This is a genomic window from Janthinobacterium algoris (genome assembly GCF_051380935.1).
GTDB lineage: Bacteria > Pseudomonadota > Gammaproteobacteria > Burkholderiales > Burkholderiaceae_D > Janthinobacterium.
This window is the reverse complement of record NZ_JBNYXZ010000005.1, coordinates 1-22,688: the sequence shown is the minus strand read 5'-3', so window position 1 is coordinate 22,688 and position 22,688 is coordinate 1. Positions and strand designations below refer to the sequence as shown.

The 22,688-nt window shown below is 62.1% G+C and carries 26 protein-coding genes; 18 read left to right on the top strand and 8 right to left on the bottom strand.

Annotation, left to right across the window (positions count from 1 at the left end; genetic code table 11):
- Window position 1: 1 nt before the first annotated feature.
- Window positions 2-538, bottom strand: a complete 537-nt coding sequence (locus tag ACQ4W7_RS08850; protein WP_436529877.1) for a YdcF family protein — start codon at window positions 536-538, stop codon at window positions 2-4.
- A gap of 120 nt (window positions 539-658) precedes the next feature.
- The gene (locus tag ACQ4W7_RS08845; RefSeq protein ID WP_436529875.1) at window positions 659-2,272 is read right to left on the bottom strand and encodes a restriction endonuclease; all 1,614 of its coding nucleotides are present in this window, start codon (window positions 2,270-2,272) and stop codon (window positions 659-661) included.
- A 190-nt stretch (window positions 2,273-2,462) separates the two neighbouring features.
- Between ACQ4W7_RS08845 and ACQ4W7_RS08840 the strand changes: the two genes are divergently transcribed.
- Entirely contained in the window at window positions 2,463-2,639 is a 177-nt protein-coding gene (locus ACQ4W7_RS08840; RefSeq protein ID WP_436529873.1) for a hypothetical protein, read from the top strand.
- Window positions 2,640-2,648: 9 nt separating this feature from the next.
- On the opposite strand, the gene ACQ4W7_RS08835 is transcribed toward ACQ4W7_RS08840, so the two are convergent.
- Window positions 2,649-3,296 carry a cysteine hydrolase family protein gene (locus tag ACQ4W7_RS08835; protein WP_436529871.1) on the bottom strand — a complete coding sequence of 216 codons (648 nt, stop codon included), beginning with the start codon at window positions 3,294-3,296 and terminating at the stop codon, window positions 2,649-2,651.
- A 154-nt stretch (window positions 3,297-3,450) separates the two neighbouring features.
- On the opposite strand from ACQ4W7_RS08835, the gene ACQ4W7_RS08830 reads away from it, so the two are divergent.
- Entirely contained in the window at window positions 3,451-4,419 is a 969-nt protein-coding gene (locus ACQ4W7_RS08830) for a GlxA family transcriptional regulator (protein ID WP_426070866.1), read from the top strand.
- Here ACQ4W7_RS08830 and ACQ4W7_RS08825 read toward each other — a convergent pair.
- The 4 genes from ACQ4W7_RS08825 to ACQ4W7_RS08810 form a co-directional block, all read right to left on the bottom strand.
- Entirely contained in the window at window positions 4,396-4,743 is a 348-nt protein-coding gene (locus ACQ4W7_RS08825) for a hypothetical protein (RefSeq protein WP_436529869.1), read from the bottom strand. The genes ACQ4W7_RS08830 and ACQ4W7_RS08825 overlap by 24 nt on opposite strands.
- Entirely contained in the window at window positions 4,691-4,957 is a 267-nt protein-coding gene (locus ACQ4W7_RS08820; protein WP_436529867.1) for a hypothetical protein, read from the bottom strand. The genes ACQ4W7_RS08825 and ACQ4W7_RS08820 overlap by 53 nt, the downstream gene beginning before the upstream one ends.
- 77 nt (window positions 4,958-5,034) lie before the next feature.
- Window positions 5,035-5,382: a hypothetical protein gene (locus ACQ4W7_RS08815; RefSeq protein WP_426070374.1), complete on the bottom strand. Its 348-nt coding sequence runs from the start codon at window positions 5,380-5,382 to the stop codon at window positions 5,035-5,037.
- Window positions 5,383-5,530: 148 nt separating this feature from the next.
- Window positions 5,531-6,031 (bottom strand): Lrp/AsnC ligand binding domain-containing protein, encoded by a 501-nt coding sequence (locus tag ACQ4W7_RS08810; RefSeq protein ID WP_426070373.1) that lies wholly within the window; start codon window positions 6,029-6,031, stop codon window positions 5,531-5,533.
- Window positions 6,032-6,135: 104 nt separating this feature from the next.
- Here ACQ4W7_RS08810 and ACQ4W7_RS08805 point away from each other — a divergent pair, with 104 nt between their 5' ends.
- From ACQ4W7_RS08805 to ACQ4W7_RS08730, 16 genes are all read left to right on the top strand, one after another.
- Window positions 6,136-7,425, top strand: coding sequence for a D-amino acid dehydrogenase (locus ACQ4W7_RS08805; protein ID WP_426070372.1), 1,290 nt, complete (start codon window positions 6,136-6,138; stop codon window positions 7,423-7,425).
- A 13-nt stretch (window positions 7,426-7,438) separates the two neighbouring features.
- Entirely contained in the window at window positions 7,439-8,557 is a 1,119-nt protein-coding gene (gene alr / locus ACQ4W7_RS08800) for an alanine racemase (protein ID WP_436529865.1), read from the top strand.
- A gap of 85 nt (window positions 8,558-8,642) precedes the next feature.
- The gene (locus ACQ4W7_RS08795) at window positions 8,643-9,200 is read left to right on the top strand and encodes an NADPH-dependent FMN reductase (RefSeq protein ID WP_426070370.1); all 558 of its coding nucleotides are present in this window, start codon (window positions 8,643-8,645) and stop codon (window positions 9,198-9,200) included.
- 150 nt (window positions 9,201-9,350) lie between these two features.
- Window positions 9,351-10,925 carry a diguanylate cyclase gene (locus ACQ4W7_RS08790; protein ID WP_436529863.1) on the top strand — a complete coding sequence of 525 codons (1,575 nt, stop codon included), beginning with the start codon at window positions 9,351-9,353 and terminating at the stop codon, window positions 10,923-10,925.
- A 153-nt stretch (window positions 10,926-11,078) separates the two neighbouring features.
- A complete protein-coding gene (locus ACQ4W7_RS08785) occupies window positions 11,079-12,512 on the top strand; it encodes a cytochrome ubiquinol oxidase subunit I (RefSeq protein WP_436529861.1) in 1,434 nt (477 codons plus the stop codon).
- The gene (cydB, locus tag ACQ4W7_RS08780) at window positions 12,502-13,509 is read left to right on the top strand and encodes a cytochrome d ubiquinol oxidase subunit II (RefSeq protein WP_436529859.1); all 1,008 of its coding nucleotides are present in this window, start codon (window positions 12,502-12,504) and stop codon (window positions 13,507-13,509) included. Before ACQ4W7_RS08785 ends, cydB begins: the two co-directional genes overlap by 11 nt.
- Window positions 13,509-13,652: a DUF2474 domain-containing protein gene (locus ACQ4W7_RS08775; protein WP_436529857.1), complete on the top strand. Its 144-nt coding sequence runs from the start codon at window positions 13,509-13,511 to the stop codon at window positions 13,650-13,652. The genes cydB and ACQ4W7_RS08775 overlap by 1 nt, the downstream gene beginning before the upstream one ends.
- Window positions 13,652-14,179, top strand: coding sequence for a hypothetical protein (locus ACQ4W7_RS08770; RefSeq protein ID WP_436529855.1), 528 nt, complete (start codon window positions 13,652-13,654; stop codon window positions 14,177-14,179). The genes ACQ4W7_RS08775 and ACQ4W7_RS08770 overlap by 1 nt, the downstream gene beginning before the upstream one ends.
- Window positions 14,180-14,224: 45 nt before the next feature.
- Window positions 14,225-14,647: a hypothetical protein gene (locus tag ACQ4W7_RS08765; protein WP_436529853.1), complete on the top strand. Its 423-nt coding sequence runs from the start codon at window positions 14,225-14,227 to the stop codon at window positions 14,645-14,647.
- 101 nt (window positions 14,648-14,748) lie between these two features.
- Window positions 14,749-15,099 (top strand): hypothetical protein, encoded by a 351-nt coding sequence (locus ACQ4W7_RS08760; RefSeq protein ID WP_436529851.1) that lies wholly within the window; start codon window positions 14,749-14,751, stop codon window positions 15,097-15,099.
- Window position 15,100: 1 nt separating this feature from the next.
- Window positions 15,101-16,459, top strand: coding sequence for a TolC family protein (locus tag ACQ4W7_RS08755; protein WP_436529849.1), 1,359 nt, complete (start codon window positions 15,101-15,103; stop codon window positions 16,457-16,459).
- Window positions 16,460-16,461: 2 nt separating this feature from the next.
- Window positions 16,462-17,844 carry a multicopper oxidase family protein gene (locus ACQ4W7_RS08750; RefSeq protein ID WP_426070865.1) on the top strand — a complete coding sequence of 461 codons (1,383 nt, stop codon included), beginning with the start codon at window positions 16,462-16,464 and terminating at the stop codon, window positions 17,842-17,844.
- A 184-nt stretch (window positions 17,845-18,028) separates the two neighbouring features.
- Window positions 18,029-19,684: a methyl-accepting chemotaxis protein gene (locus ACQ4W7_RS08745; RefSeq protein ID WP_436529847.1), complete on the top strand. Its 1,656-nt coding sequence runs from the start codon at window positions 18,029-18,031 to the stop codon at window positions 19,682-19,684.
- Window positions 19,685-19,761: 77 nt separating this feature from the next.
- Entirely contained in the window at window positions 19,762-20,535 is a 774-nt protein-coding gene (locus ACQ4W7_RS08740; protein WP_436529845.1) for a transporter family protein, read from the top strand.
- A gap of 92 nt (window positions 20,536-20,627) precedes the next feature.
- Window positions 20,628-21,152, top strand: coding sequence for a hypothetical protein (locus ACQ4W7_RS08735; RefSeq protein WP_426070359.1), 525 nt, complete (start codon window positions 20,628-20,630; stop codon window positions 21,150-21,152).
- 15 nt (window positions 21,153-21,167) lie between these two features.
- A complete protein-coding gene (locus ACQ4W7_RS08730) occupies window positions 21,168-22,466 on the top strand; it encodes an NAD(P)/FAD-dependent oxidoreductase (protein ID WP_436529843.1) in 1,299 nt (432 codons plus the stop codon).
- Here ACQ4W7_RS08730 and ACQ4W7_RS08725 read toward each other — a convergent pair.
- The coding region (locus tag ACQ4W7_RS08725; RefSeq protein ID WP_436529841.1) for a hypothetical protein at window positions 22,453-22,688 on the bottom strand (236 nt) is incomplete at its 5' end. The genes ACQ4W7_RS08730 and ACQ4W7_RS08725 overlap by 14 nt on opposite strands.

Sequence of the window (22,688 nt, the reverse complement as noted above, 5' to 3'; positions counted from 1 at the left end):
ATCAGGGCCGCGCGAAATACACGGCGTAGCCCACCGTTTCGCGCGGCACCGAATACAGGTCGCGCAGTTCAAAATAGGGTGCGTGCACGTTGCCGCTGACGGCTATGCCGGCCCGCGCCAAAGCCAGGCGGAAGCGCGGTACGTGAAAGTATTGCGTGGCCACCATGGCCGTGTGCCAGCCATGCTGGCGCATCAAGACCGCCGCGTTGCGCGCCGTGGCGTCCGTGGTCCAGCCTTGATTATCCTCAAGGATGGCGCTGGCCGGCACGCCGCGCGACTGCAGGTAGCGGGCCATCGACGCGGCCTCGTCAAAACCTTCCTTGCCCGTGGCCCCGCTGACGAGGATGTGTGGGGCGCGGTGCGCCTGGAACTGCTTGAGCGCCACGTCGAGCCGCGCCTGCAGGCGGGGACTGGGCGTGCCGTCCGGCATGATCGTATTGCCCGGCACGACGATCACATCGGCGGGGGCTTCCTTGTCGTTGAGTCCCGCCAGCACCAGGGCGGCGGTGGCCAGCAGGAAAACAGCAAGAGCGCTCAAGCTCAGGAGTATGATTTTTCGCATTGTTGATGATGGAACCTGTAGTGGACGCATCATACTCACTCACTCCTACAAGTGTCTGTTCTGCAGGCGCGGTTAACAGCCCAGTAAAGTTGCAACTTAGCTCAGCGGGACAATCCTGGCATTCACATCGGCGTGCTCGCGCAACAGATACAGCAAGGCTGAGCCGTCTATCAGTTCGATCGGTTTGTCCGCCGAAAAGACATAGGCATCGGGTCCATAGCGGCTGGTCGTGACCAATATGCCTTTATTCGCGCCTTCATTCAACATGGTTCCATACAGATCGCGAACGGCGCTCACGCCAACCGCATCCTTATATCGCTTGGCTTGAATGACTACCTTGCCACCCAACACAGGACGGATATCGAATGCCACCGCATCAACTCCGCCGTCACGGGAGCTGCGGGTGAGTTTGGTCTCGAGTCCCATTTTGCTGAACAAATTGGCGACCAGGACTTCAAATTGGGTTGGACTTAGTTCAAGCAGGTTTGAGCGATTTTCCAACTCGTTCAAGGCATCGCCCTGCATAATGAAACGCTTGTCGACCATATTGAATTCGATGATCGGCTTGACCGCCAGCAGTTCCTCGGGACGGGATGAAACATGGGCGCCCAAAGTACGCAGGCATGCGACCGGATCCGCCCGCTGCAAATTGATGGCAAGAAACGTGTCACGCGCCGCACGCACCGAAATGACGGATACTCGGATGTTATGGCCTGTCCCGGGGTCATGGGTATCAATGATTCCCGTAAAAGCGAGTACTTTGATTGCTGATGCCTGATCCGCCTCAAACAGTTCATGCATGGTGCGCAGGGCGATTTCAGCGATCAGCTGCCGGTAAATGTCCTGAATTTCCGATGGCTTGCGGATCTTTGATTCGATGCTGTCCTTGCTTTTGACGTAGCGAAATTCGCTTGTCGTGGGCACGATGGAAATCAACGGCAATTCATATTCGACAGCCAATGTGCCAGTCAAACCATCATAGGCGACGCGAAATTGCTGGGGGAAATCAGTCAGTGGATACTCTGATCTTGATAGCACCATATCGCAGTAAGTCACCACGGCATCGCGGTCGTGTGAGAAATACTCTGCCTTGAACTGATCAATTGCACTATTTCGTTCGGCCTGGCCAGCATAGAAGGCCGTTTTTCGCGCATCGTATTCGCGGCGTTCCTGATCCTTGAAAAAATTCTTGGCGATTTCCTGGACACTGAAAGCGATTAACTGCCTGTGGTAGTTTTCTTCTGATTTTTTTACTTTAAGTTCATGACGCTTCGCGACATGGGGCATTATTGTTGACCATGAAGGAGGCGGGTGATGCAGAACTTCGTTCGGAGCGGAGGTGCTGAATAAACGGGGGGATATTTCAAACGGGGCAAATTTTTCTGTTGGCCTAAGACTGTCGAAACTAATCGTATCGTCGACATCAAGGGTGTGGGCCAGCACTCCGCGCAAACCAACGAGGCAATCCTCAATCTCTTCATTCATGTCGGCGACCTCCTGCTGCCTTAAATCCAGATAGTCGATCTTTGCCTGCTTTTCTGCCGCCTTTGTATCGCGCATCGATTGCGCAGCAGCCATGCGTTCGTTGCGTTCATGAACCCGCCGTATCGTGGCTGCGCCTCGTACTTGTCTTGCTTGCTCCCTCTCGGCAGCTGCGATAGCTCTGCTCGTGGCACGGATGAAACCTTCCAATCCAGAGCGTCGGCCCATGTCATATCCCTAGTTCATTGTGATAATAATAGAATACCGCAAGAAAGTTTTTATCCGGACAATAAATTGATATTCCAAGTGATCATTGGATTTTTACCAGATGCCCAGGAGCCCGCGAGGTTAAATAGGTGTATCTGCATTCAAAATGGATGAAGTGTTTCCATCCGAAGATTCTGGTCTACGATCAGGATTGACCATCCAGATGGACCTGGTCGTCGGCCACGATGACATCCGTGGCCCGTTCCAGCTCAATAGCCTGAACAGTCCCACCCTCGTGATCAAGCGCCGCAGCGGCGTGATCACGGTCGATGGCATGATCAAGTTCAGCGGCCGCTGCGACGCCGATGACGGGCACCGGCGCTTTTAAGGGGCCAACTCAGGCGGCGCTTGCCGCTTGCCGGGCGCGCTGGTTCGACAGATAAATATTGTCCTTTTCCAGCGGCTTGCCTTCGCGTACGGCATCGAGCCAGGCCTGCGTGCTGGCGACGGCGGCGAAATTCGAATGAAACACGCTGCTGAAGACGCGGTGAATTTCCTCGGCGCTGGCCGTTCCGCCCGCATTGGCGTAGGACAGGGTGCCGCTGGCATCCTGCAGGAATTCGACCTGCAAGCCGTCGTGCGCGGCGTGGTAGATGGTGGCGGCGTCGCAGTTGTGCGTCATGTAGCCGATCACGCTCAGGGTATCGATGCCGTGGCTGTCCAGCCAGGCGCGCAAATCCGTGCCCGCAAACGCGCTGCCCATACTCTTGTTGATGCGGTGGTCGGCGGCGAAAGCGGCCACTTGTGGGTGCAACTGCCAGCCGTCGCTACCCTTGGCAAAGATGGGCGAATCTTCCGGTGCATCGTGCTGCACGACGATCACGGGCACGCCGGCAGTGCGAGCGCCAGCCATGGCCTGAACGATGTTGGGCAGTGAAATGTCGACGGACGGATATTCGATGGGCATGTCGCCCGTGAAATATTCATTTTGTACATCGATGACGAGCAAGGCGCGGCGTGGCGCGGTGGAGGCTTGGGTGGACATGGGTTCTCCTGGAACGGTTGAAAGAGGAAGGACTTCCTCGATAACGCCATTGTCAGGCCAGGCATTGCAAACAAAAAGTGGCCTGAAGGCCGATATGAGATAAAATCGGGCCATGCTGACTATTCCTGCGTCCTCGTCCTCCTCCTCCTCCTCCTTGAGCGTGGCCGTGATCGCCTTCGACGGCATGACGCCATTTCACCTGTCTGTGCCTTGCCTCGTGTTTGGTGCCCAGACGGGCGAGGCCGATCTGCCGCCTTTTTACGTGCGCGTGTGCGCCGCCGATCCCGCACCCCTGCGCACAGCGGCTGGCTTCGGCATCATGCCCGAGTTCGGGCTGGAAGGATTGGAGGGGGCCGATATCGTCATCATGCCGGCCTGGCACGACGATTGCCGCGACGCGCCGGCGCCGTTGATCGAGGCGCTGCAGGCGGCCAGCCGGCGCGGTGCGCGCATGGTGGGCTTGTGCCTGGGCGCGTTTCCCCTGGCGCAGGCGGGCTTGTTGAATGGCAAGAGCGCGGCCACGCATTGGGGCATGGCGGACCGGCTGGCGGCCCGTTATCCCAAGGTCAGGGTGGACCGGGAAGTGCTATACGTGGATGATGGCGGAGTACTCACGTCGGCCGGTGTGGCGGCCGGCCTCGATTGCTGTTTGTACCTGCTGCGCCAGTTGGCGGGCGCCGAGGTGGCCAACCGGGTGGCGCGCCGGCTGCTGGTGGCGCCGCATCGCCAGGGCGGACAGGCGCAATTCATTGAGCGCCCGCTGCCCGTGTCCGGCAGCGAAGGGCGCTTTGCCGACGTGCTCGCCTGTGTGACGGCCAACCTGGGCCAGGCGCACAGCATCGACGCCCTGGCCGAGCGGGCCGCCATGAGCCGGCGCAATTTTACGCGCCACTTCCGCCAAGCGACGGGCACGTCCTTTAAACAATGGCTGCTGAACCAGCGCCTGGCGCATGCGCAAGGCCTGCTGGAAAAAAGCGCGGCCTCGATCGATGTCGTGGCGCAAGAGGCCGGCTTCGGCACGGCCCTGTCGCTGCGCCAGCATTTCCGCGCCAGCCTGCAGACGTCGCCTTCTGCGTATCGCAAGCTGTTCCGGCAGCAACTAATCCATGCCCGACAACCATAGCGCTGCAGGGTCGCGGCTGCCCTGGGGCAGCTTCGCGCTGACGGCGACTTGCCGCGCAATGAAGGCGGCCGGCTCGAAGGCGTAGCGTTCCTGGAACGAGACGGTTTCCGCGCTCATCAGCTCGGCATACGTCTGCATCAGGGTCGAGGCGGAAACATGGTTGCCTTGCTCCAGATAGGTGGTTATGGCGGCCAGCAGCACGGGATAATCGGCATTTTCCTTGCTGCCGCCAAAGTTGAACGACAACTGCCCGCAGGCGCGCCGGATGGGGTCAAGTTCCCCATCCGGCACCGCCTGCGTGCGCAGCCATTGCAAGGCTTTCAACGGCGGGCCGCCAAAGGACGGTGGCGATATGATTGCCTGGATGGACGACGATCGGTTCGAACGCTTCGCGGCCGATGGGCCAGTACAGGCCGAAGGTGTCGCCATTGCCCAGCGCGCCTTCGAAGAAGGGGCTGAAGCCGAGGGGCGGATAGGGCGTGTCGTGCCGCCAATCCTTGTCCATTGAGATCTGCGCGAGGCTTGCGGGTAATTGCATGGGGGCACCGGAAGAGAAAGCGCCAGTGTAGAGCAAGAGGACGCGGCGGGCGCGTCCGCATGGCTTGCTTGTGCGACCTACTTGCGCGGCTCGTGTATCCGGAATTTCCTGACGATGCCCGCCTGGTCGAACATGACGGCCACTTCGCGCGTGCCTTTTTCGCCCAGCAGGGGGATCAAACGCGTCACGCTGGGCGTTTGCAACTGGTTCTTGTAGACCCAGACTTCATAGCCTGGGTCAAAGCTGACCACGGTGGCGTTGCCCAACGCCGCGTCGAGGTCGAGGCGGGTGGTCTTGCCCACTGTGATGTTCTGGTAGATGGCGCCGTTGGCCGGCGCGCGGTTGACCTTGTATTCACTGGCGGTGCACATGGCCACGGCCAGGCCCGCGAGGCAGGAAAATGCCAGTTTTATCAATGTGTTCATACGGACTCCCAGTGTGCATCACTGCTTCCAATCTCAGAGGGGACGGGCGTGATGTCAGGAGGGGAGTGTGCTTGTGTCGCCACGAATGTGCTACAAAATTATACAAAGACGCACAAAACGATGCCGCCAGTACCGGCAGCCGGTACCTTCAGCGAGTCTGCAGCACGTCGGTCGAGAGTGCCAGGGTTTCCTTGATTTCTTCCATCACCACATAGCTTTTCGATTGCGCTGCGCCCGGCAGCTGCAACAGCATGTCGCCCAACAGCTTGCGGTACTCGGCCATTTCATGGATGCGCGCCTTGATCAGGTAATCGAAGTCGCCCGACACCAGATGGCACTCCTGTACCTCGGGAATTTGCAACACTTCGCGGCGGAATTGCTCGAAGGCGGACGCCGACTTCTGATTCAGCGTAATCTCTACAAAGACGAGCAGCTTGGCGCCCAGCGCGGCCGGGTTGACCTTCGCATGGTAGCCCGTGATGACGCCGTCGCGCTCCATGCGCTTGACCCGCTCGATGCAAGGCGTGATGGACAGGCCCACCTGTTCGCCCAGGTCTTTCATTGAGATGCGGCCATCCTGTTGCAGGATGCGCAGGATGTGACGGTCCAGCTTGTCGAGGCCACGTGCCGATTCTTTAAGGATTCTCATGATTTATTGCTGAATATCTCGATTTATACGTGAACAAATACTGGCTCTTTCCCAATATGATAGCGGTTAATCTGGCAATAGCCATAAATATAATTGAGGAAACTATGCGTATTGTGATTCTGGGTAGCGGCGTCATCGGCGTCACCAGTGCTTACTATCTGGCCAAGGCAGGACATGAGGTGACCGTCATCGACCGCCAGCCTGGCCCGGCACTGGAAACCAGCTTCGCGAATGCGGGGCAAATCTCGCCCGGGTACGCTTCGCCATGGGCCGCGCCCGGCATTCCCTTGAAAGCCGTGAAGTGGATGATGCAGCGCCACGCGCCTCTGGCCATCTCGCTCGACGGCAGCGCCGCCCAGCTGAAATGGATGTGGCAGATGTTGCGTAATTGCACGCCGGAAGCGTATGCCGTGAACAAGGAACGCATGGTGCGCCTGGCTGAATACAGCCGCGATTGCTTCAAGGTGCTGCGCGCCGAGGCGGGCATCACGTATGAAGGCCGCCAGCAAGGCACGATGCAATTGTTCCGCACCGAAAAGCAATACAACGACGCCGCGAAAGATATCGAAGTGTTGAAAGACGCTGGCGTACCGTACGAAGTGCTGCAGCGCAACGAACTGTCGCGCGCCGAACCGGCCCTGGAAGGTGTCAAGGACAAGCTGTTCGGTGGCTTGCGCCTGCCCAACGATGAAACGGGCGATTGCCAGCTGTTTACCACCCGCCTGTCCGAGATGGCCGTGGCGCTGGGCGTGAAGTTCCGTTATGGCGTATCGATTGACGCCTTGCTGACGCAGGGCGATGAAATCGCTGGCGTACAATGCGGCGCGGAAATCGTCAAGGCCGATTCCTATGTGGTGGCACTCGGTTCCTACTCAACCGGCTTCATGAAGCCGCTGCTGGACATTCCCGTGTATCCGCTGAAGGGTTACTCGATCACCGTGCCTATCGTCAACGCGGCCAAGGCGCCCGTGTCGACCATCCTCGATGAAACCTACAAGATTGCCGTAACGCGTTTCGACGACCGCATCCGCGTGGGCGGCATGGCGGAAATCGCCGGCTACAACCTGAACCTGAACCCGCGCCGCCGCGAAACCCTGGAAATGGTCGTCAATGACCTGTTCCCCGGCGGCGGCAACACGGCCGAGGCCACGTTCTGGACGGGTTTGCGCCCGATGACGCCGGACGGCACGCCGATTGTCGGCCGCACGCCGCTGCGCAACCTGTTCCTGAACACGGGTCACGGTACGCTGGGCTGGACCATGTCCTGCGGTTCGGCGCAATTGCTGGCCGACCTGATGTCGTCGAAACAGCCGGCCATCCTGGCAGACGACCTGTCCGTCAGCCGCTACAGCGGCGCGCAGCGCGGCGGCAAACTGCAATACGCGGGAGCCTGAGATGGCGGGAAGCATGCCTCCCAAGGAACGTAGCGGTGCCATCCTGACGGTGGACCTGGACGCCGTGCGCGCCAACTACCGGTTGCTGCGCGACAAGGCGCATCCGGCCGCCTGCTCGGCCGTGGTGAAGTCCGACGCGTATGGCCTCGGCGCCGCACAAGTGGGCGCGGCCCTGTATGAAGAGGGGTGCCGCCATTTCTTTGTAGCGCACCTGGAAGAGGGCATCAGCCTGCGCCCGCACGTGGCGCCGGATGCGGAGATCTTCGTGCTGCACGGCCCGCCCGTCGATACGGAAGGCGAATTCACGGCCCACGGCTTGACCCCCGTGCTCAACAGCGAGCCGCAGGTGGCGGGCTGGCGCCGGCATGCAACAGCGCTGGGCACCACCCTGAACGCCATCGTGCAGGTCGACAGCGGCATGTCGCGCATGGGCCTGTCGCCGCAGGAAATCGATGGTTGGCTGCTTGACACACACTTTCTCGATGGCATCAAAGTACGCTACATCATGAGCCACCTGGCTTGCGCCGACGAGCGGAGCAACCCCATGAATGGCGAGCAGCTGGCCCGTTTCATCGCCATCCGCGCCCGTTTGCCGCAGTACCGCGCCAGCCTGGCCAATTCCTCGGGCATCTTCCTGTCGCCCGACTATCACTTTGACCTGGTGCGCCCCGGTGCTGCCCTGTACGGCATCGCGCCACAGGGCGACGCGCCCAATCCCCTGCAATCGGTGGTGCGCCTGCAAGGAAAAGTGCTGCAAACGCGCACGATAGCCGCCGGCGACCACGTGGGCTATAGCCGCCGCTACACGGCCAGCGAGCCGCGCCAGGTGGCCACCGTTTCCGTCGGCTATGCTGATGGCTGGCTGCGCAGCATGAGCAACCAGGGACTGGCCGTCGTCGATGGCGTGAAAGTGCCGCAGATCGGCGCCATCTCGATGGATTCCATCACGCTGGACGTGAGCGCCATCGCCCAGGAACGCGTGGTGCCAGGCAGCCTGGTCGACCTGATTTGCGCCGAACACCCGGTCGACGCTGTGGCGGCCATGGCCAACACCATCGGCTATGAAGTGTTGACCAACCTGGGCGGGCGTTATTACCGCGAATATAGAGGCCTGGCTCAATCCGCACGCTAGCGCGCGAAACCGATGATTGTGTGGCAAGATAGCCCTGGCGTGAGCTTCACTTCAGGGCTTTTTTCAACCATCATCGGGGATTTCTATGAGTCAATATAACGTTGCGATCATCGTCGGCAGCCTGCGTAAGGATTCCTTCAACCGCAAGCTGGCCGACGCCATCATACAGCTGGCGCCGCCCGAGTTTTCTTTTCAACATATCGACATCGGCGACTTGCCCCTGTACAACCAGGACGACGATGGCGCGCAGGCCGAGCAGGTGCTGCGCCTGAAGTCGGACATTTCCGCTTCGCAAGCCTTGCTCTTCCTCACCCCCGAATACAACCGCTCCATCCCCGGCGTGCTGAAAAACGCTCTCGACCACGGTTCGCGCCCGTATGGCCAGAGCGTGTGGGGCGGCAAGCCGGGCGCCGTGCTCGGTGTTTCCGTGGGTGCCACGGGCACGGCGCTGGCGCAGCAGCATTTGCGCAATGTGCTGGCCTACCTGGACGTGCCCCTGCTGGGCCAGCCCGAAATGTTTATCCAAGCCAAGGACGGCCTGTTTGACGAGCATGGCGGCATCGGCCCGGCCAGCCTGGGCTTCTTCCAGGGCTGGATGCAGCGTTATGTGGACTGGGTCAGGAAGCACGCCATCCACGCTTGATGCAGATCAAGGCGGCAGCGCCCTGCGTTGCCGCTTGTACACATTCTTTGCCCATGGCTGCCAACATTTCAATATTGGCACGGGTGTCTCGGTATAATGCGCCTTTTCTTTAGCGCAACACTTCCCCTTCATCCAATTTTTGCCGACGCCATGTGGACTAAACCTGTTCCGCGCATGAATTTGCGCCGTTTGATCGTGCTTGTGGCCTTTGCCAGCGCGCTGGTATCGCTGGCCAATACGTTTTACGCCAGCTACAGCGTGCAGCGCCAGTTGCTGATCGATACCACCCTGGAAGCGAACCAGGCATATGCGAGCAAGCTGGCCAGCACGGCCGAGGATTTCCTGCAGTCGGCGCGCCAGCAGCTCGCTTACAGTGCCGGTGGCCTGCCTGCGCGCATGGGCGACGACGCATGGCTGACGGACGAGGCGCAGCGGCTGCGCCTGCAAACCAACAGCTTCAATTCCGTGCTCGTCGTCGATGCCCAGGGCAAGGTGCTGGGCGTGTCGCCGGAAACACTGGCCCTCAAGCACCGCACGCTCGATTCGGTCGGCGCCGTGCAGGCGCTGCGCGAGCGGCGCCCGCTAGTGACGCAGCCGTACATGTCCTCGGCCGGTAACCTGGTGGTCTTCATCTCGCATCCCATCGTCGCCGAGGATGGCCGCTACCTCGGTTATGTAGGCGGCAGCATCTACCTGAAACAGAAAAACATTCTGTACACCATGCTGGGTCAGCATTACTACCGCGACGGCTCCTACCTGTACGTGGTGGACCAGAAGCGGCGCCTGCTATACCACCCGGACCCTGAGCGCCTGGGCGTCCTGGCCGGCGGTAATGAAGTGATCGATGCCATCATCGCGCAGCAGGGCGGCGGCAGCCGGCGCATGCACAACAGCCTGGGAGTGGACATGCTGGCTGGCTACGCCGTCATGCCGTCGACGGGCTGGGGCATCGTGGCGCAGCGTCCGACGGCCATGACGCTGGCCCCGTTGGACCAGCTGATGGCCAATACGGTGTGGCATTCGCTGCCGATCGCCTTGCTGAGCCTGCCATTCATCTGGTGGCTGGCCAGCCTGATTTCACGGCCCCTGGTGCAGCTGGCCGAGGGCGCGCGGCGCATGGATGCACCCGGCACGGCAGAGCACATCGCCGCCATCCGCTCGTGGTATGTGGAAGCGGCGCAGATCAAGAAAGCCTTGCTGAAAGGCCTGGCGCTGCTGCAAAACAAGATCGGCAAGCTGAAGACCGACGTGCAGACGGACCCGCTGACGGGCTTGTCGAACCGGCGCGGCATGGCGGCGGCGCTGGACGATTGGCAGGCGCAGGCGCGGCCCTTTTCTGTGATCGCCATCGATATCGACCATTTCAAGCAAGTCAATGACCGCTGGGGCCATGCCGTGGGCGACGACGTCATCCGGCGCCTGGCACAGCTGATGCGCGCCTGTTCGCGCGATGCCGACGTGCTGTGCCGCAATGGCGGCGATGAATTCATCATGCTGCTGCCCGACGCCGACCTCGACGTGGCCATGCAGGTGGCCGAACGCCTGCGCGCCAAGGTGGCCGCCGCCGTGATTCCCGGCGCGGGCGCCATCACGGTCTCGCTGGGCGTGGTCTCGTCGTCGCATGGGGAGCGCAGCACGGACGCGGTGCTGCTGGCCGCCGACGCGGCCCTGTATGTGGCCAAGGAAAGTGGACGCAACCGCGTGGGCCTAGCCGAGCCCGCCTGAGGTGCTTTGCGCCGGACCGGTTTGATCTTGTCATTCGGAAAACGTCAAACTGATCCTATGTTTTCTCCCGATTCTGAGTCTGTTATGTTTTACTGCAAAAGCCTAGAGTGGAGGCCTGGGTAAAACAGACGTCACACGTCGGGAAGGCAACACATGTTAGGGCTTACGGCACTGGAACTGGCACGCGTCCAGTTCGGCTTCACCATCTCATTCCACATCATTTTTCCTGCGATCACCATCGGCCTGGCCAGTTACCTGACGGTGCTGGAGGCGGTGTGGCTGCGCACGCGCGACGATGTGTACCGCGACCTGTACCACTTCTGGTCGAAGATTTTCGCCGTCAACTTCGGCATGGGCGTCGTTTCCGGCCTCGTCATGGCTTACCAGTTCGGCACCAACTGGAGTTTCTTTTCCGATTACGCGGGCAGCATCACGGGGCCGCTGCTGGCGTATGAAGTGCTGACGGCCTTTTTCCTGGAAGCGGGTTTTCTCGGCGTGATGCTGTTCGGCTGGCACCGCGTGGGACCCGGCCTGCACATGTTAGCCACCGCCATGGTGGCGCTGGGCACACTGATCTCGGCCACCTGGATCATTGCCTCGAACAGCTGGATGCAGACGCCGCAAGGCCATGAAATCGTCGACGGGAGGATCGTGCCTGTGGACTGGCTGGCCGTCATCTTCAACCCCTCCTTCCCGTACCGCTTGCTGCACATGAGCGTGGCCGCCTTCCTCGCCACGGCCCTGCTGGTGGTGGCGTCGGCCGCCTGGCATTTGCTGCGCGGCAATGACAATGCGGCGCTTCGCAAGATGATGAGCATGGGCTTGTCCATGCTGCTGATCGTCGCGCCCATCCAGGCCGTGATCGGCGACCTGCATGGCTTGAATACCCTGGAGCACCAGCCGGCCAAGCTGGCTGCCATGGAAGGCCACTGGGAAAACACGGGCAACGAGGGCACGCCGCTGATCCTGTTCGGCTGGCCCGACATGCAGCGCGAGGAAACCCTGTACAAGGTGGAAATCCCCCGCCTGGGCGGCCTGATCCTGGCGCACGACTGGAATGGCACGATTCCCGCCCTGAAGGAATTCGCTCCGCGCGACCGGCCCAATTCTCCCGTCGTGTTCTGGTCCTTCCGCATCATGGCGGGACTGGGCATGCTGATGATCGCGCTGGGCATCTGGGGCGCGTGGCTGCGCTGGCGCGGCACCCTGTGGCGTTCGCGCCTCTTCTTGCGCTGCGCCCTGTGGATGGGGCCGAGCGGCTTGCTGGCCATGCTGGCCGGCTGGTACACCACCGAGATCGGCCGCCAGCCGTGGACCGTGTACGGCTTGCTGCGCACCGAAGACGCCGTCTCAGCGCATGGCGCCACGCAGCTTGGCATCACTCTGGTGTTGTTCATCGTCATTTATTTTGCCGTCTTCGGCACGGGCATCGGCTACCTGCTGCGTCTGATCCGCGTGGGGCCGCAGCCGCACGAGGGCGAGCGCGTCGAGCATGGCGGGCCTGGCCAGGAACGCACACCCGCGCGGCCCATCTCGGCCGCGCATCTTGAAGAACAAGCGCAAGGAGGACATTCGCATGGGCATTGATCTGCCATTGATTTGGGCCATCATTATTTTGTTCAGCATCATGATGTACGTGGTGATGGATGGCTTCGACCTGGGCCTCGGCATCCTGTATCCGTTTTTCCAGGAAAAGGGCGAGCGCGACGTGATGATGAATACGGTCGCGCCCGTCTGGGATGGCAATGAAACCTGGCTGGTGCTGGGCGGCGCCGGCATGCTGGCCGCCTTTCCGCTTGCCTATTCGGTGGTGCTGAGCGCCTGCTATCTGCCGCTCAGTTTCATGTTGATGGGCCTGATCTTCCGCGGCGTGGCCTTCGAATTCCGCTTCAAGGCGCGCGAGCACGAGCGCCATGTGTGGGACAAGGCATTTATCTGCGGCTCGGTGGCGGCCGCCTTTTTCCAGGGCGTGACTTTGGGCGCCTACATCCAGGGCATGCCGGTGGAGGGCCGCAGCTATGCGGGCGGCGCGCTGGACTGGCTCACGCCGTTCTCGCTGTTCACGGGCGCGGGGCTGGTGGTGGCGTATGCTTTGCTGGGCAGCACCTGGCTGATCATGAAGACGCAGGGCACCCTGCAGGCGCGCGCTTGCCGCATCACGCGCGTGCTCGTGTGGCTGCTGTTGGGCGTGATCGCCGTCATCAGCGTGTGGACGCCGCTGGTCGATCCGGCCATCGCCGCGCGCTGGTTTGTGCTACCACAACTTGTGGGGTTCCTGCCCGTGCCGCTGCTGGTGCTGGGCGCGGGCTGGCTGCTGCTGCGGTCCCTGAGGCAGGGGCGGCAGGTGGCGCCGTTCCTGTGCACCTTGGCGCTCGTCTTCCTCGGCTATACGGGCCTGGGCATCAGCGTGTGGCCGCATATCATCCCGCCATCGGTCTCGATATGGGACGCCTCGTCGCCGCCGCAAAGCCAGGGCTTTACCCTGGTGGGGGCGCTGTTCATCATTCCCGTCATCCTGATGTATACAGTGTGGTCATACTATGTGTTTCGTGGCAAAGTCCGGCCGGAAGATGGCTATCACTGATGAAACAATTTGAACAGGGACAACAAGCATGGTGGAAACGACTGGCCTGGATGGTCGGCCTCTGGCTGGTGAGCGTGGCCACCCTGGGCTTGGCGGCGTGGGTGATGCGCCTGTTGATGCGGGCGGCGGGGATGGGCAGTTGATGGCGCAGGTATCCGGTATCCGCTGCGAGGTCGGTCGCCAGTTGCACCCGCTGGCCTTCCTTGGCTGCCGCGAACTCAACTACGGCCAGCGCAGCGCGCTGCCGCTGCACCCGTTCCGCCTGAGCGTGCCGGAAACGGCACTGGCGGGCCTGCTCGACGCATCCTTCAACAGTTTCCTGCAGACTTGCCGCGAAGACGACCTGCAGTACGAGGAAAGCGACTTGCCCGAACTCAAGGAAGCGTGCTACCCGGACATCACGGCCATGCTGGCGGGCCACCGGCCGCTGTTGGCCGGGATGCTGGTCGACTTCATGATCGGCGACTTGCTGGCCGCCATCGGGCGGGCCAGCGGCTACCGGCCACCGCGTGCGCGCCACTGGGGCGATGTGGAGGCGGCCGACGACCGCGCCTATTTCACCGTCAATGAAGTGCAGCAAGTGTCGTTTGACTATGGTCAGGTCCTGTTCGACGGGCAGGGCTATTACGGCGTGTACGTCATCTGGCTGACGCACGGCCGGCGAGCTTGAATAGGGACTTGACCTTCCTTGTGTGGGAAGGTTTATAGTGCAGTCATGAACCGTGCCTTTTTCCGCTTTCTCGCCCGCTCGCTGCTCTGGCTGCTGGCCGTCACGCTGCCCTTGCAGGGCTTTGCGTCGGCCATGCGCAGCTGCTGCGTGGACGAGCTGGCGGTAGCGGTCACCGTCACCGCTGTAGCAATGGATGCACCCCAGTGCCACGATATGGCCGACATGCAAATGGCGGACCAGCCGGTGCAGATGAACATGGCCATGGACGATGGCGGCGCCACGCACCATGGCCACGATTGCAGCAACCACGGCGCGTGCACGGTGGGCGCCACGGCGCCGCCCGGCATGTCCGCCTTGCACGCCTTGACCTTGCGCGCGCCGCCACCGATGCTGGCGCCCGATTCCCTGTTCGCCGGGCATATCCCGTCCGGACCAGAACGTCCCCCGAGAAGCACGCACTCCGTCTGACCGCCCGTTGAACCTGGCGGTGCCGCCGTCCCGCGTCCCTGCACGTCGTAGCGGCTGCGCCAGCGTTCCAGCCCGCCATACCCTTTCCTTCAAGGAATACCATGAAACACCTGTTCAGCCTCGCGCTGGCCGTGCTGCCGCTGGCCGCCAGTGCCGCCAGCCCGGCCGCATCGACGCCAGCCCCATCCGCCCCGCAAGACGTGCAAGCGCCCGTGCCGGCGACCACCTACCGCTCCGCCTTCGCCGGCTACCGTCACGCCGCCGAAGACGAGGCCACGCCCGATCAGACCTGGCGTGCCGTCAACGAGAAAGTCGGCAAGGCCGGCGGCCACATGATGAAGATGGAGGGCCACAAGATGGATGGCCACAAGATGCCAACGGATAAGCCCAGTCCCAAGCCGGCCGCCCAGCCCGCCCAGCCCGCCCCGCAACACCAGCATGAAGGACACTGACATGGCCCGTTTCACAAAATCAACCTGCCTGACGCCGCTGGCGCTGGCCGCCGTCTTGCTGCTCAGCGGCTGCGCCAGCTTCAGCCCCGATGGCGGCATGCAGACCGTATCCGCGCTGGCCGACGCCCGCACGGGTGCCCCCGCTGCGCTGGCGGACAAGGGCGGCGAGGAAAAATTGGCTATCTTGCTGGCCCAGCCCCTGGACGCCGACAGCGCCGTGCGCATCGCCCTGATGAACAACCATGGCATGAAAGTGGCGCTGGCCGAACTGGGCGCGTCCGAGGCGGACCTGGTGCAAGCGGGGCGCTTGCGCAATCCCGGCCTGTCGTTCGGCCGCTCGCATGGCAGCCACGGCAATGAAATCGACCGCGGCGTCAGCTTCGACCTGGCCGGCCTGCTGACCATGCCGATGCGCGTGAACATCGAGCGGGGCCGTTTCGAGCAAGCCAAGCTGCAGGCAGCCATCAGCGCCGTGCAACTGGCGTCTGACACGCGCCGCGCGTATTTCAATGCCGTGGCCGCCGTGCAAACGGAAGCGTTCATGCAGCGGGCGCTGGTATCGGCCGAGGCGGGCGCCGAACTGGCCACGCGCTTGCAGCAGGCGGGCAACTGGAGCCGCCTCGACCAGGCGCGCCAGCAAGTGTTTTATGCGGACGCTGTCGGCGACTTGGCGCGTGCGCGCCATCAAGTTACTGCCACGCGCGAGCACCTGACGCGCTTGCTGGGCCTGTGGGGCAAGCAGACGGCCTTTACTTTACCGCCGCGCCTGCCCGACTTGCCGGCCACGGCGGCTGAGGCGGGCAATATCGAGGCGCAGGCGATGGAGCAGCGCCTCGATGTGCAAAGAGCGAAACTCGACGCGCATGCCACGGCCGACGCGCTGGGCCTGGCTAAGGTGACGGGTTTCATCAATGTGCTCGACTTGGGTTATACCAACAAGAGCAGCAGCGAGGCGCCGCGCGAGAACGGCTATGCGGTGTCCCTCGAATTGCCCCTGTTCGACTGGGGCGCGGCGCGCAATGCCAAGGCGCAAGCCTTGTATGAGCAATCGCTGCAGCGCACGGCGGGCACGGCGGTGCGGGCACGCTCCGAAGTGCGCGAGGCGTATTCCAGCTACCGCACGGCGTATGACCTGGCGCGCCACTACCGCGATGAAGTCGTGCCGCTGCGCAAGACGATCTCGCATGAAGTATTGCTGCGTTACAACGGCATGCTGGCCAGCGTGTTCGAGCTGCTGGCTGACGCGCGCGAGCAGGTTGCCAGCGTGAACAGCGCCATCGAGACCCAGCGCGATTTTTGGATCGCCCAAACAGCATTGCAATCGGCCATCAATGGCAGCGGCCCTGCCGACAAGGAATAATGATGATTACACGTAGAAATTTTTTCATGAATGCGGGCGCTGTCGCCCTGAGCGCGGCGGCAGTCAGCCGCGTCGGCGCGGCATCGTTGCCCGAAGCCGTCAGCATGGCCGGCGCGGACACCAAGGCGCCGCCACCGCCGCCGAACGGGCGGCCATTCAACCCTGTCGTCACCCTGAATGGCTGGTCCTTGCCTTGGCGCATGAACAACAACGTCAAGGAATTCCACCTGGTGGCCGAACCTGTCGTGCGCGAACTGGCGCCCGGCATGCAAGCCAACCTGTGGGGTTACAACGGCCAGTCGCCCGGTCCCACCATCGAAGTGGTGGAGGGCGACCGGGTGCGTATTTTCGTGACGAACAAGTTGCCGGAACACACCAGCGTGCACTGGCATGGACAGCGCTTGCCCAATGGCATGGATGGCGTCACGGGCCTGACCCAGCCGGGCATTCCTCCCGGCAAGACCTTCGTGTATGAATTCGTGGCCAAGCGGCCCGGCACCTTCATGTACCACCCGCATGCCGATGAAATGACGCAGATGGCCATGGGCATGATGGGTTTTTGGGTGACGCACCCGAAAGACCCGAATTTCATGAAGGTGGACCGCGATTTCGTCTTCTTGCTGAGCAACTACGACATCGATCCCGGCAGCTACACGCCGAAGATCATGACCATGACGGATTTTAATTTGTTCACCTTCAACAGCCGCGTCTTCCCCGGCATCGATCCGATGGTCGTGCGCCAGGGCGACAAGGTGCGCGTGCGGGTGGGCAATCTGACCATGACGAACCACCCGATCCACATGCATGGCCATGAATTCGAGGTGACGGGCACGGATGGCGGCTGGACGCGCCCGGAATCGCGCTGGCCCGAGGTCACCACGGACGTGGCCGTGGGGCAGATGCGCGCCGTGGAGTTCACCGCCACCGACCTGGGCGACTGGGCTTTCCACTGCCACAAGTCGCATCACACGATGAATGCCATGGGGCATGACGTGCCCACCATGATCGGCGTCGACCACCAGGGTGTGGCCGCAAAGATCAACCAGCTCGTGCCCGGCTACATGGTGATGGGCGAACGGGGCATGGCCGACATGGGCGAGATGCAGATGCCGATCCCCGACAACACCTTGCCGATGATGGCCGGCGACGGCCCTTTCGGCGCCATCGGCATGGGCGGCATGTTTACCACGGTGAAGGTGCGCAAGGACCAGAAACCGGGCGACTACCGCGACCCGGGCTGGTACAAGCACCCGGCCGGCAGCGTTGCCTATGAATGGACGGGCGCCTTGCCGGAACCTGTGCGCGGCCAGGGCAAGGGCAAACCGGCGGCCAAGGCTGGCGTGGAAATGACGGTGCGTAAGCCGGCCGGCCACAGCGGGCATTAAGACGGTTTATTGGTGCTGAGCATCGCAACGGCTTGCCTAGCATGGCAAGTCGTTTTGCATGTTGTTCCACATCAAGGAATTATTGTTCGGTGACAATCCGAGCATTTTTTCCCGTGTTTTTTCTTTATATTCAAGCCAGTACGCTCCAGTTGCATCGAGTATCGGCCAGTCTAGGGGAGAAATCATGTTGAACCGGATGAAGGTGGGAACGCGCTTGCTGGCGGCTTTTTTCTCTGTCGCGCTAATGGGGGCCATCGTGGCCGGCATCGGCATCTTCAACATGGGCAAGATCGATACCATGGCGGGGCAGATGTACAACTATGAATTGCTGGGCTTGTCGTACATCAAGGAAGCCAATATCGCCTTGATCAAGGTGGGCCGCGCGCGCAGCAATTTCTTGTTGGCCACGACCGCCGAGGAACGCGCCACGCGCCAGGCCGACATCGCCAAATTCCTCGAGTTGAATAAAAGCTACCTGGCCAAGGCGCAACCGCTGTTCGTCACGCCGGCGGCCAAGGAGCTGTTTGCCCGCTTCGCCGCTGTCGAAGCCGAGTACGTTGCCACCATGCAGCAGGCGCTGACTTTGGCTGCGGGCGAGCCGCTGGCCCAGCGCAGCGCGCAATTGGTCGAACTGCTCAACAAGACGCGGCTGCATGCCGACGAACTCGATGGTGTGCTGGATAGACTCTCGCTGCAAAAAGAAGAGCGCGCCAAGGCGGCTGCCGAGCAGGCGTCCGGCGTGTATCAGGCCAGCCGCAGCTTCATGATCGCGCTGGTGCTGGGCAGCGTGGCGGCTGGCCTGGCGCTGGGGGCGCTGATCACGCGCGGCTTGACGCGCCAGTTGGGCGGCGAACCGGCGTATGCCGTCAAGATCGCTGGCGCCATCGCCGAGGGCGACCTCACCGTGGATATTCGCACGGCCAGCCACGACAGCGCCAGCTTGCTGTTCGCCATGAAAACCATGCGCGACAAGCTGGTGGGCATCGTCAGCCAGGTGCGTTCGGGCACGGACACCATCAACACGGCATCGGGCGAAATCGCCCAGGGCAACCTGGATTTGTCGTCACGCACGGAAGAGCAGGCCAGTTCGCTGGAAGAGACCGCTTCATCGATGGAGCAGCTGACGTCGGCCGTGCGCCAGAACGCGGACAATGCGCGCCAGGCCAATGCGCTGGCCGGCGCCGCCTCCGAGGTGGCCGGCAAGGGCGGCGCCGTGGTGGGGCAAGTGGTGCAGACGATGGAATCGATCAATGCCTCCTCGCGCAAGATCGTCGACATCATCAGCGTCATCGACAGCATCGCCTTCCAGACCAACATTTTGGCATTGAACGCGGCCGTGGAAGCGGCCAGGGCGGGCGAGGAGGGGCGCGGATTTGCCGTCGTGGCATCCGAAGTGCGCAACCTGGCACAGCGCTCTGCCAGTGCTGCCAAGGAAATCAAGACCCTGATCGGCGACTCCGTCGAGCAAGTGGAAATCGGTTCCAAACTCGTGCATGACGCGGGCAAGACGATGGACGAAGTGGTCGCCAGCGTACGCCAGGTGGCCGACATCATGCAGGAAATCACGGCCGCCAGCGCCGAGCAGAGCGCCGGCATCGAGCAAGTCAACCAGGCCGTGCTGCAAATGGACCAGGTGACGCAGCAGAACGCGGCCCTGGTGGAGGAGGCGGCGGCTGCCGCCGAATCGCTGCAAGATCAGGCGCAGACCTTGACGGAACTGGTGGGCGTGTTCCGCCTGCATGCCCAGGCGCAACAGCTGGCCGTGGCGCCAGCCAGCAATGTCACGCCGCTGCGTCGGCCTGTTGTATCTGCCAGGCAGGGCGTGCGGCGCCTGGCCTGAACCCGGCTGGCTCGGGCGTAGTTGGCGCGGCGGTGGTAGGCTGTCGTTATTGCGCGTGTGCCACTTCCGGGTTCTCCATGACTGCTCCTTGCTTGCCGTTGCTGTGTTTCTCCCTCCTATTGCTATCCCTGGCGCCAGTGGCGCAGGCGCAGGAGGCTGATCCCGTTCTGCCTTACCGGCCTTCCGTGGCCAGTCCTGCCCAGCTGCCCGTGCCGGGCCAGCTGGAATTCGAGGCCGGTGGCCTGCTGTCGAAAACGCGCGACACGCGCCGCGCCAGCCTGCCATACACGTTTAAACTGGCGTTCACGCCCGAATGGGGCGTGCTGCTCGAAGGCGAGGGTTTTGTGCGCACGCGCGATGAAACGGGCCGGCGCGAGACGGGCGTGGGCGACACGACGGTCGTGCTCAAACGTGCCTTTGTCCTCGACAGTGCCACGGCGCTGGGTCTGGAAATCGGTTGGAAGTTGCCGACAGCCAAGGATGCCATCGGCAGCGGCAAGAGCGATGTCACGCTGAACGGCATTGTCAGCCGCGACCTGGGCGCCGTGCACGTGGATGCCAATTTGAACGCCACGCGCCTGGGGGCCTCCGATCCTGGCACGGGCAGGGTACAAACGGGCTGGGCGGCCTCCTTTTCCATGCCCGTCAGCGACCGCTGGGGCGCCACGGCGGAAGTATCGGGCACGCGTTTGCGCGGCGCAGCGGCCACGACGCAGTTGCTGCTGGCGGCCACTTACAGTCCCACGCCACGGCTGACCATCGATGTCGGCATGGCGCGCGGGTTGACGGCGGCGTCGCCGGACTGGTCCCTGTTCAGCGGCCTGGTCGTGCCTTTGGGCAAGCTGTGGTGAGTTTGCCACGGCTTTCCTTATGTGTCCTTGCGAACAAACTAGCTGGCGCACAAGGTCTACAATCCACGCATAACCTATAAAAGGAGTGCCCCATGAAAACCCTCATTCTCGCCGCTGTCTTGCTGTCTGCCGCCACTGCCGCTGTTGCCCAGGTCGGCGTATCGGTCAGCATCGGCCAGCCCGGCTTTTACGGACGCATCGACGTGGGCGACTATCCTGCGCCGCAATTGATCTATGCCCAGCCTGTCATCGTGCAGCGTCCGCAATACTATTCAGCCCGCCCCATCTATTTGCGCGTGCCACCCGGCCATGCGAAACACTGGTCCAAGCACTGCCGCAAGTATAATGCCTGTAACCAAGAAGTCTATTTTGTCCAGGATAGCTGGTATAACAACCAATATGCACCCCGTTACCGTCAGCAGCATGGCGAGCATGACCGTCCCGATTACGGCGACCGCGGCCGTTATGACAACAAGCACGACAAGCACTTTGACAAGCATGATGACAAGCGCGACAAGCGGGATGAGAAGCGTGATGACAAGCGCGACAAGCATGACAACAAGCATGACAACAAGCCAGGCAAAGGCCATGGCAATGGCAACGGGCACAGGGATTAACAAGCAGGAGGATCATTGCATAGTAAAATCGTTATCGTAGGTGGCGGTGCAGGCGGCTTGGAGCTGGCCTGCAAACTCAGCCGCAAGCTCGGCGCCGGTCAGGTGACCCTGGTCGACAGCCGCTTGTACCATATCTGGAAGCCGTCGCTGCATGAGGTGGCGGCCGGCACCCTGGACATTCATCAAGAGGGCCTGTCGTACCAGATGCTGGCGCATGACAATGGTTTTACCTATGTCTATGGCCCTTTGATCGCGCTCGACGCGGCCTCGAACAGCCTCACCGTGGGCGCCATCGCCACCGACAAGGATGAGCAATTGCTGCCGCAACGGCACATCCGCTACGACCAGCTGGTGCTGGCCGTGGGCAGCACCTCGAATTACTTCGGCGTGCCCGGTGCCAAGGAAAACACGATTTCCCTGAATGCCACGGAAGACGCCGAACGTTTCCGCTTGACGCTGTTGAAACTGCTGGCCATGGCCGAGCAGCGCCAGGGCGATGCGGGTCATCCCGGTGTCGACATCGTCATCATTGGTGGCGGCGCCACGGGCGTGGAGCTGGCGGCCGAATTGCGCGAAGCGAGCGGCGTGTATGCCGCGTACGGTTTCCAGAATCTCAACGCCATCAAGGATGTGCGCATCACCCTGCTCGAAGGGGCGCCGCGCATTCTGGCGCCGCTGCCCGAGCGCGTCTCCATTGCCGCCTCGAAACTGCTGCACAAGCATGGCATCACCGTGGTGACCGATACGCGCGTCACCACGATCGAAGCGGACAATGTGACGGTGGCCAGCGGCACCAGCTATGCGGCCGACATCTGCGTGTGGGCCGCCGGCATTCGCGCGCCGGAGTTCCTGTCGACTTTGGGTTTGCCGACCAACCGCGCCGGCCAGCTGGAAGTGACGGGCATGCTCAATGTGCAGGGCCATGCGAACATTTTCGCGCTGGGCGATTGCGCCGCCTGCATGGGGCCGGACGGCAAGCTGGTGCCGCCGCGCGCCCAGGCTGCCCACCAGCAAGCCGATTACCTGCTGAAAACGTTCCTGCTGCAAGCCAAGGGCAAGCCGCCGCAAACCAGGCCGTACGAGTATCTGGACTACGGTTCTCTCGTGTCGTTTGGCCGCACCACCTCCGTCGGCACGCTGATGGGTTCCCTGAAGGGCCTGAGCTGGTTCGTGGAAGGCTTCGTGGCCCGCATGATGTACGTCAGCTTGCACCTGATGCACCACAACGCCGTGCTGGGCAGCGTGCGCACGGCCGTTATGGCCATGGGCCGCTTCCTGATCAAGCGCAGCTCGCCCCAGGTCAAGCTGCATTGATCAAGCGGCACCAAGCGCTTTGCGGCGGATCAAATAAGGGGCCTTGCGGCCCCTTTTTAGGTTCTTCGCGTTTGGTGGGGGAAGATGGACTTGACTTTTTTGCTCGAAGGGGGTGGCAGCGAGGGTTTTGAATTGGTAAATTGATGTCGCCAAACAAAACAATTACCTTACCACTCTCGCCGCCATGTTCAATGTTATGTCGTCCCTTCCATTTTGGGAAGG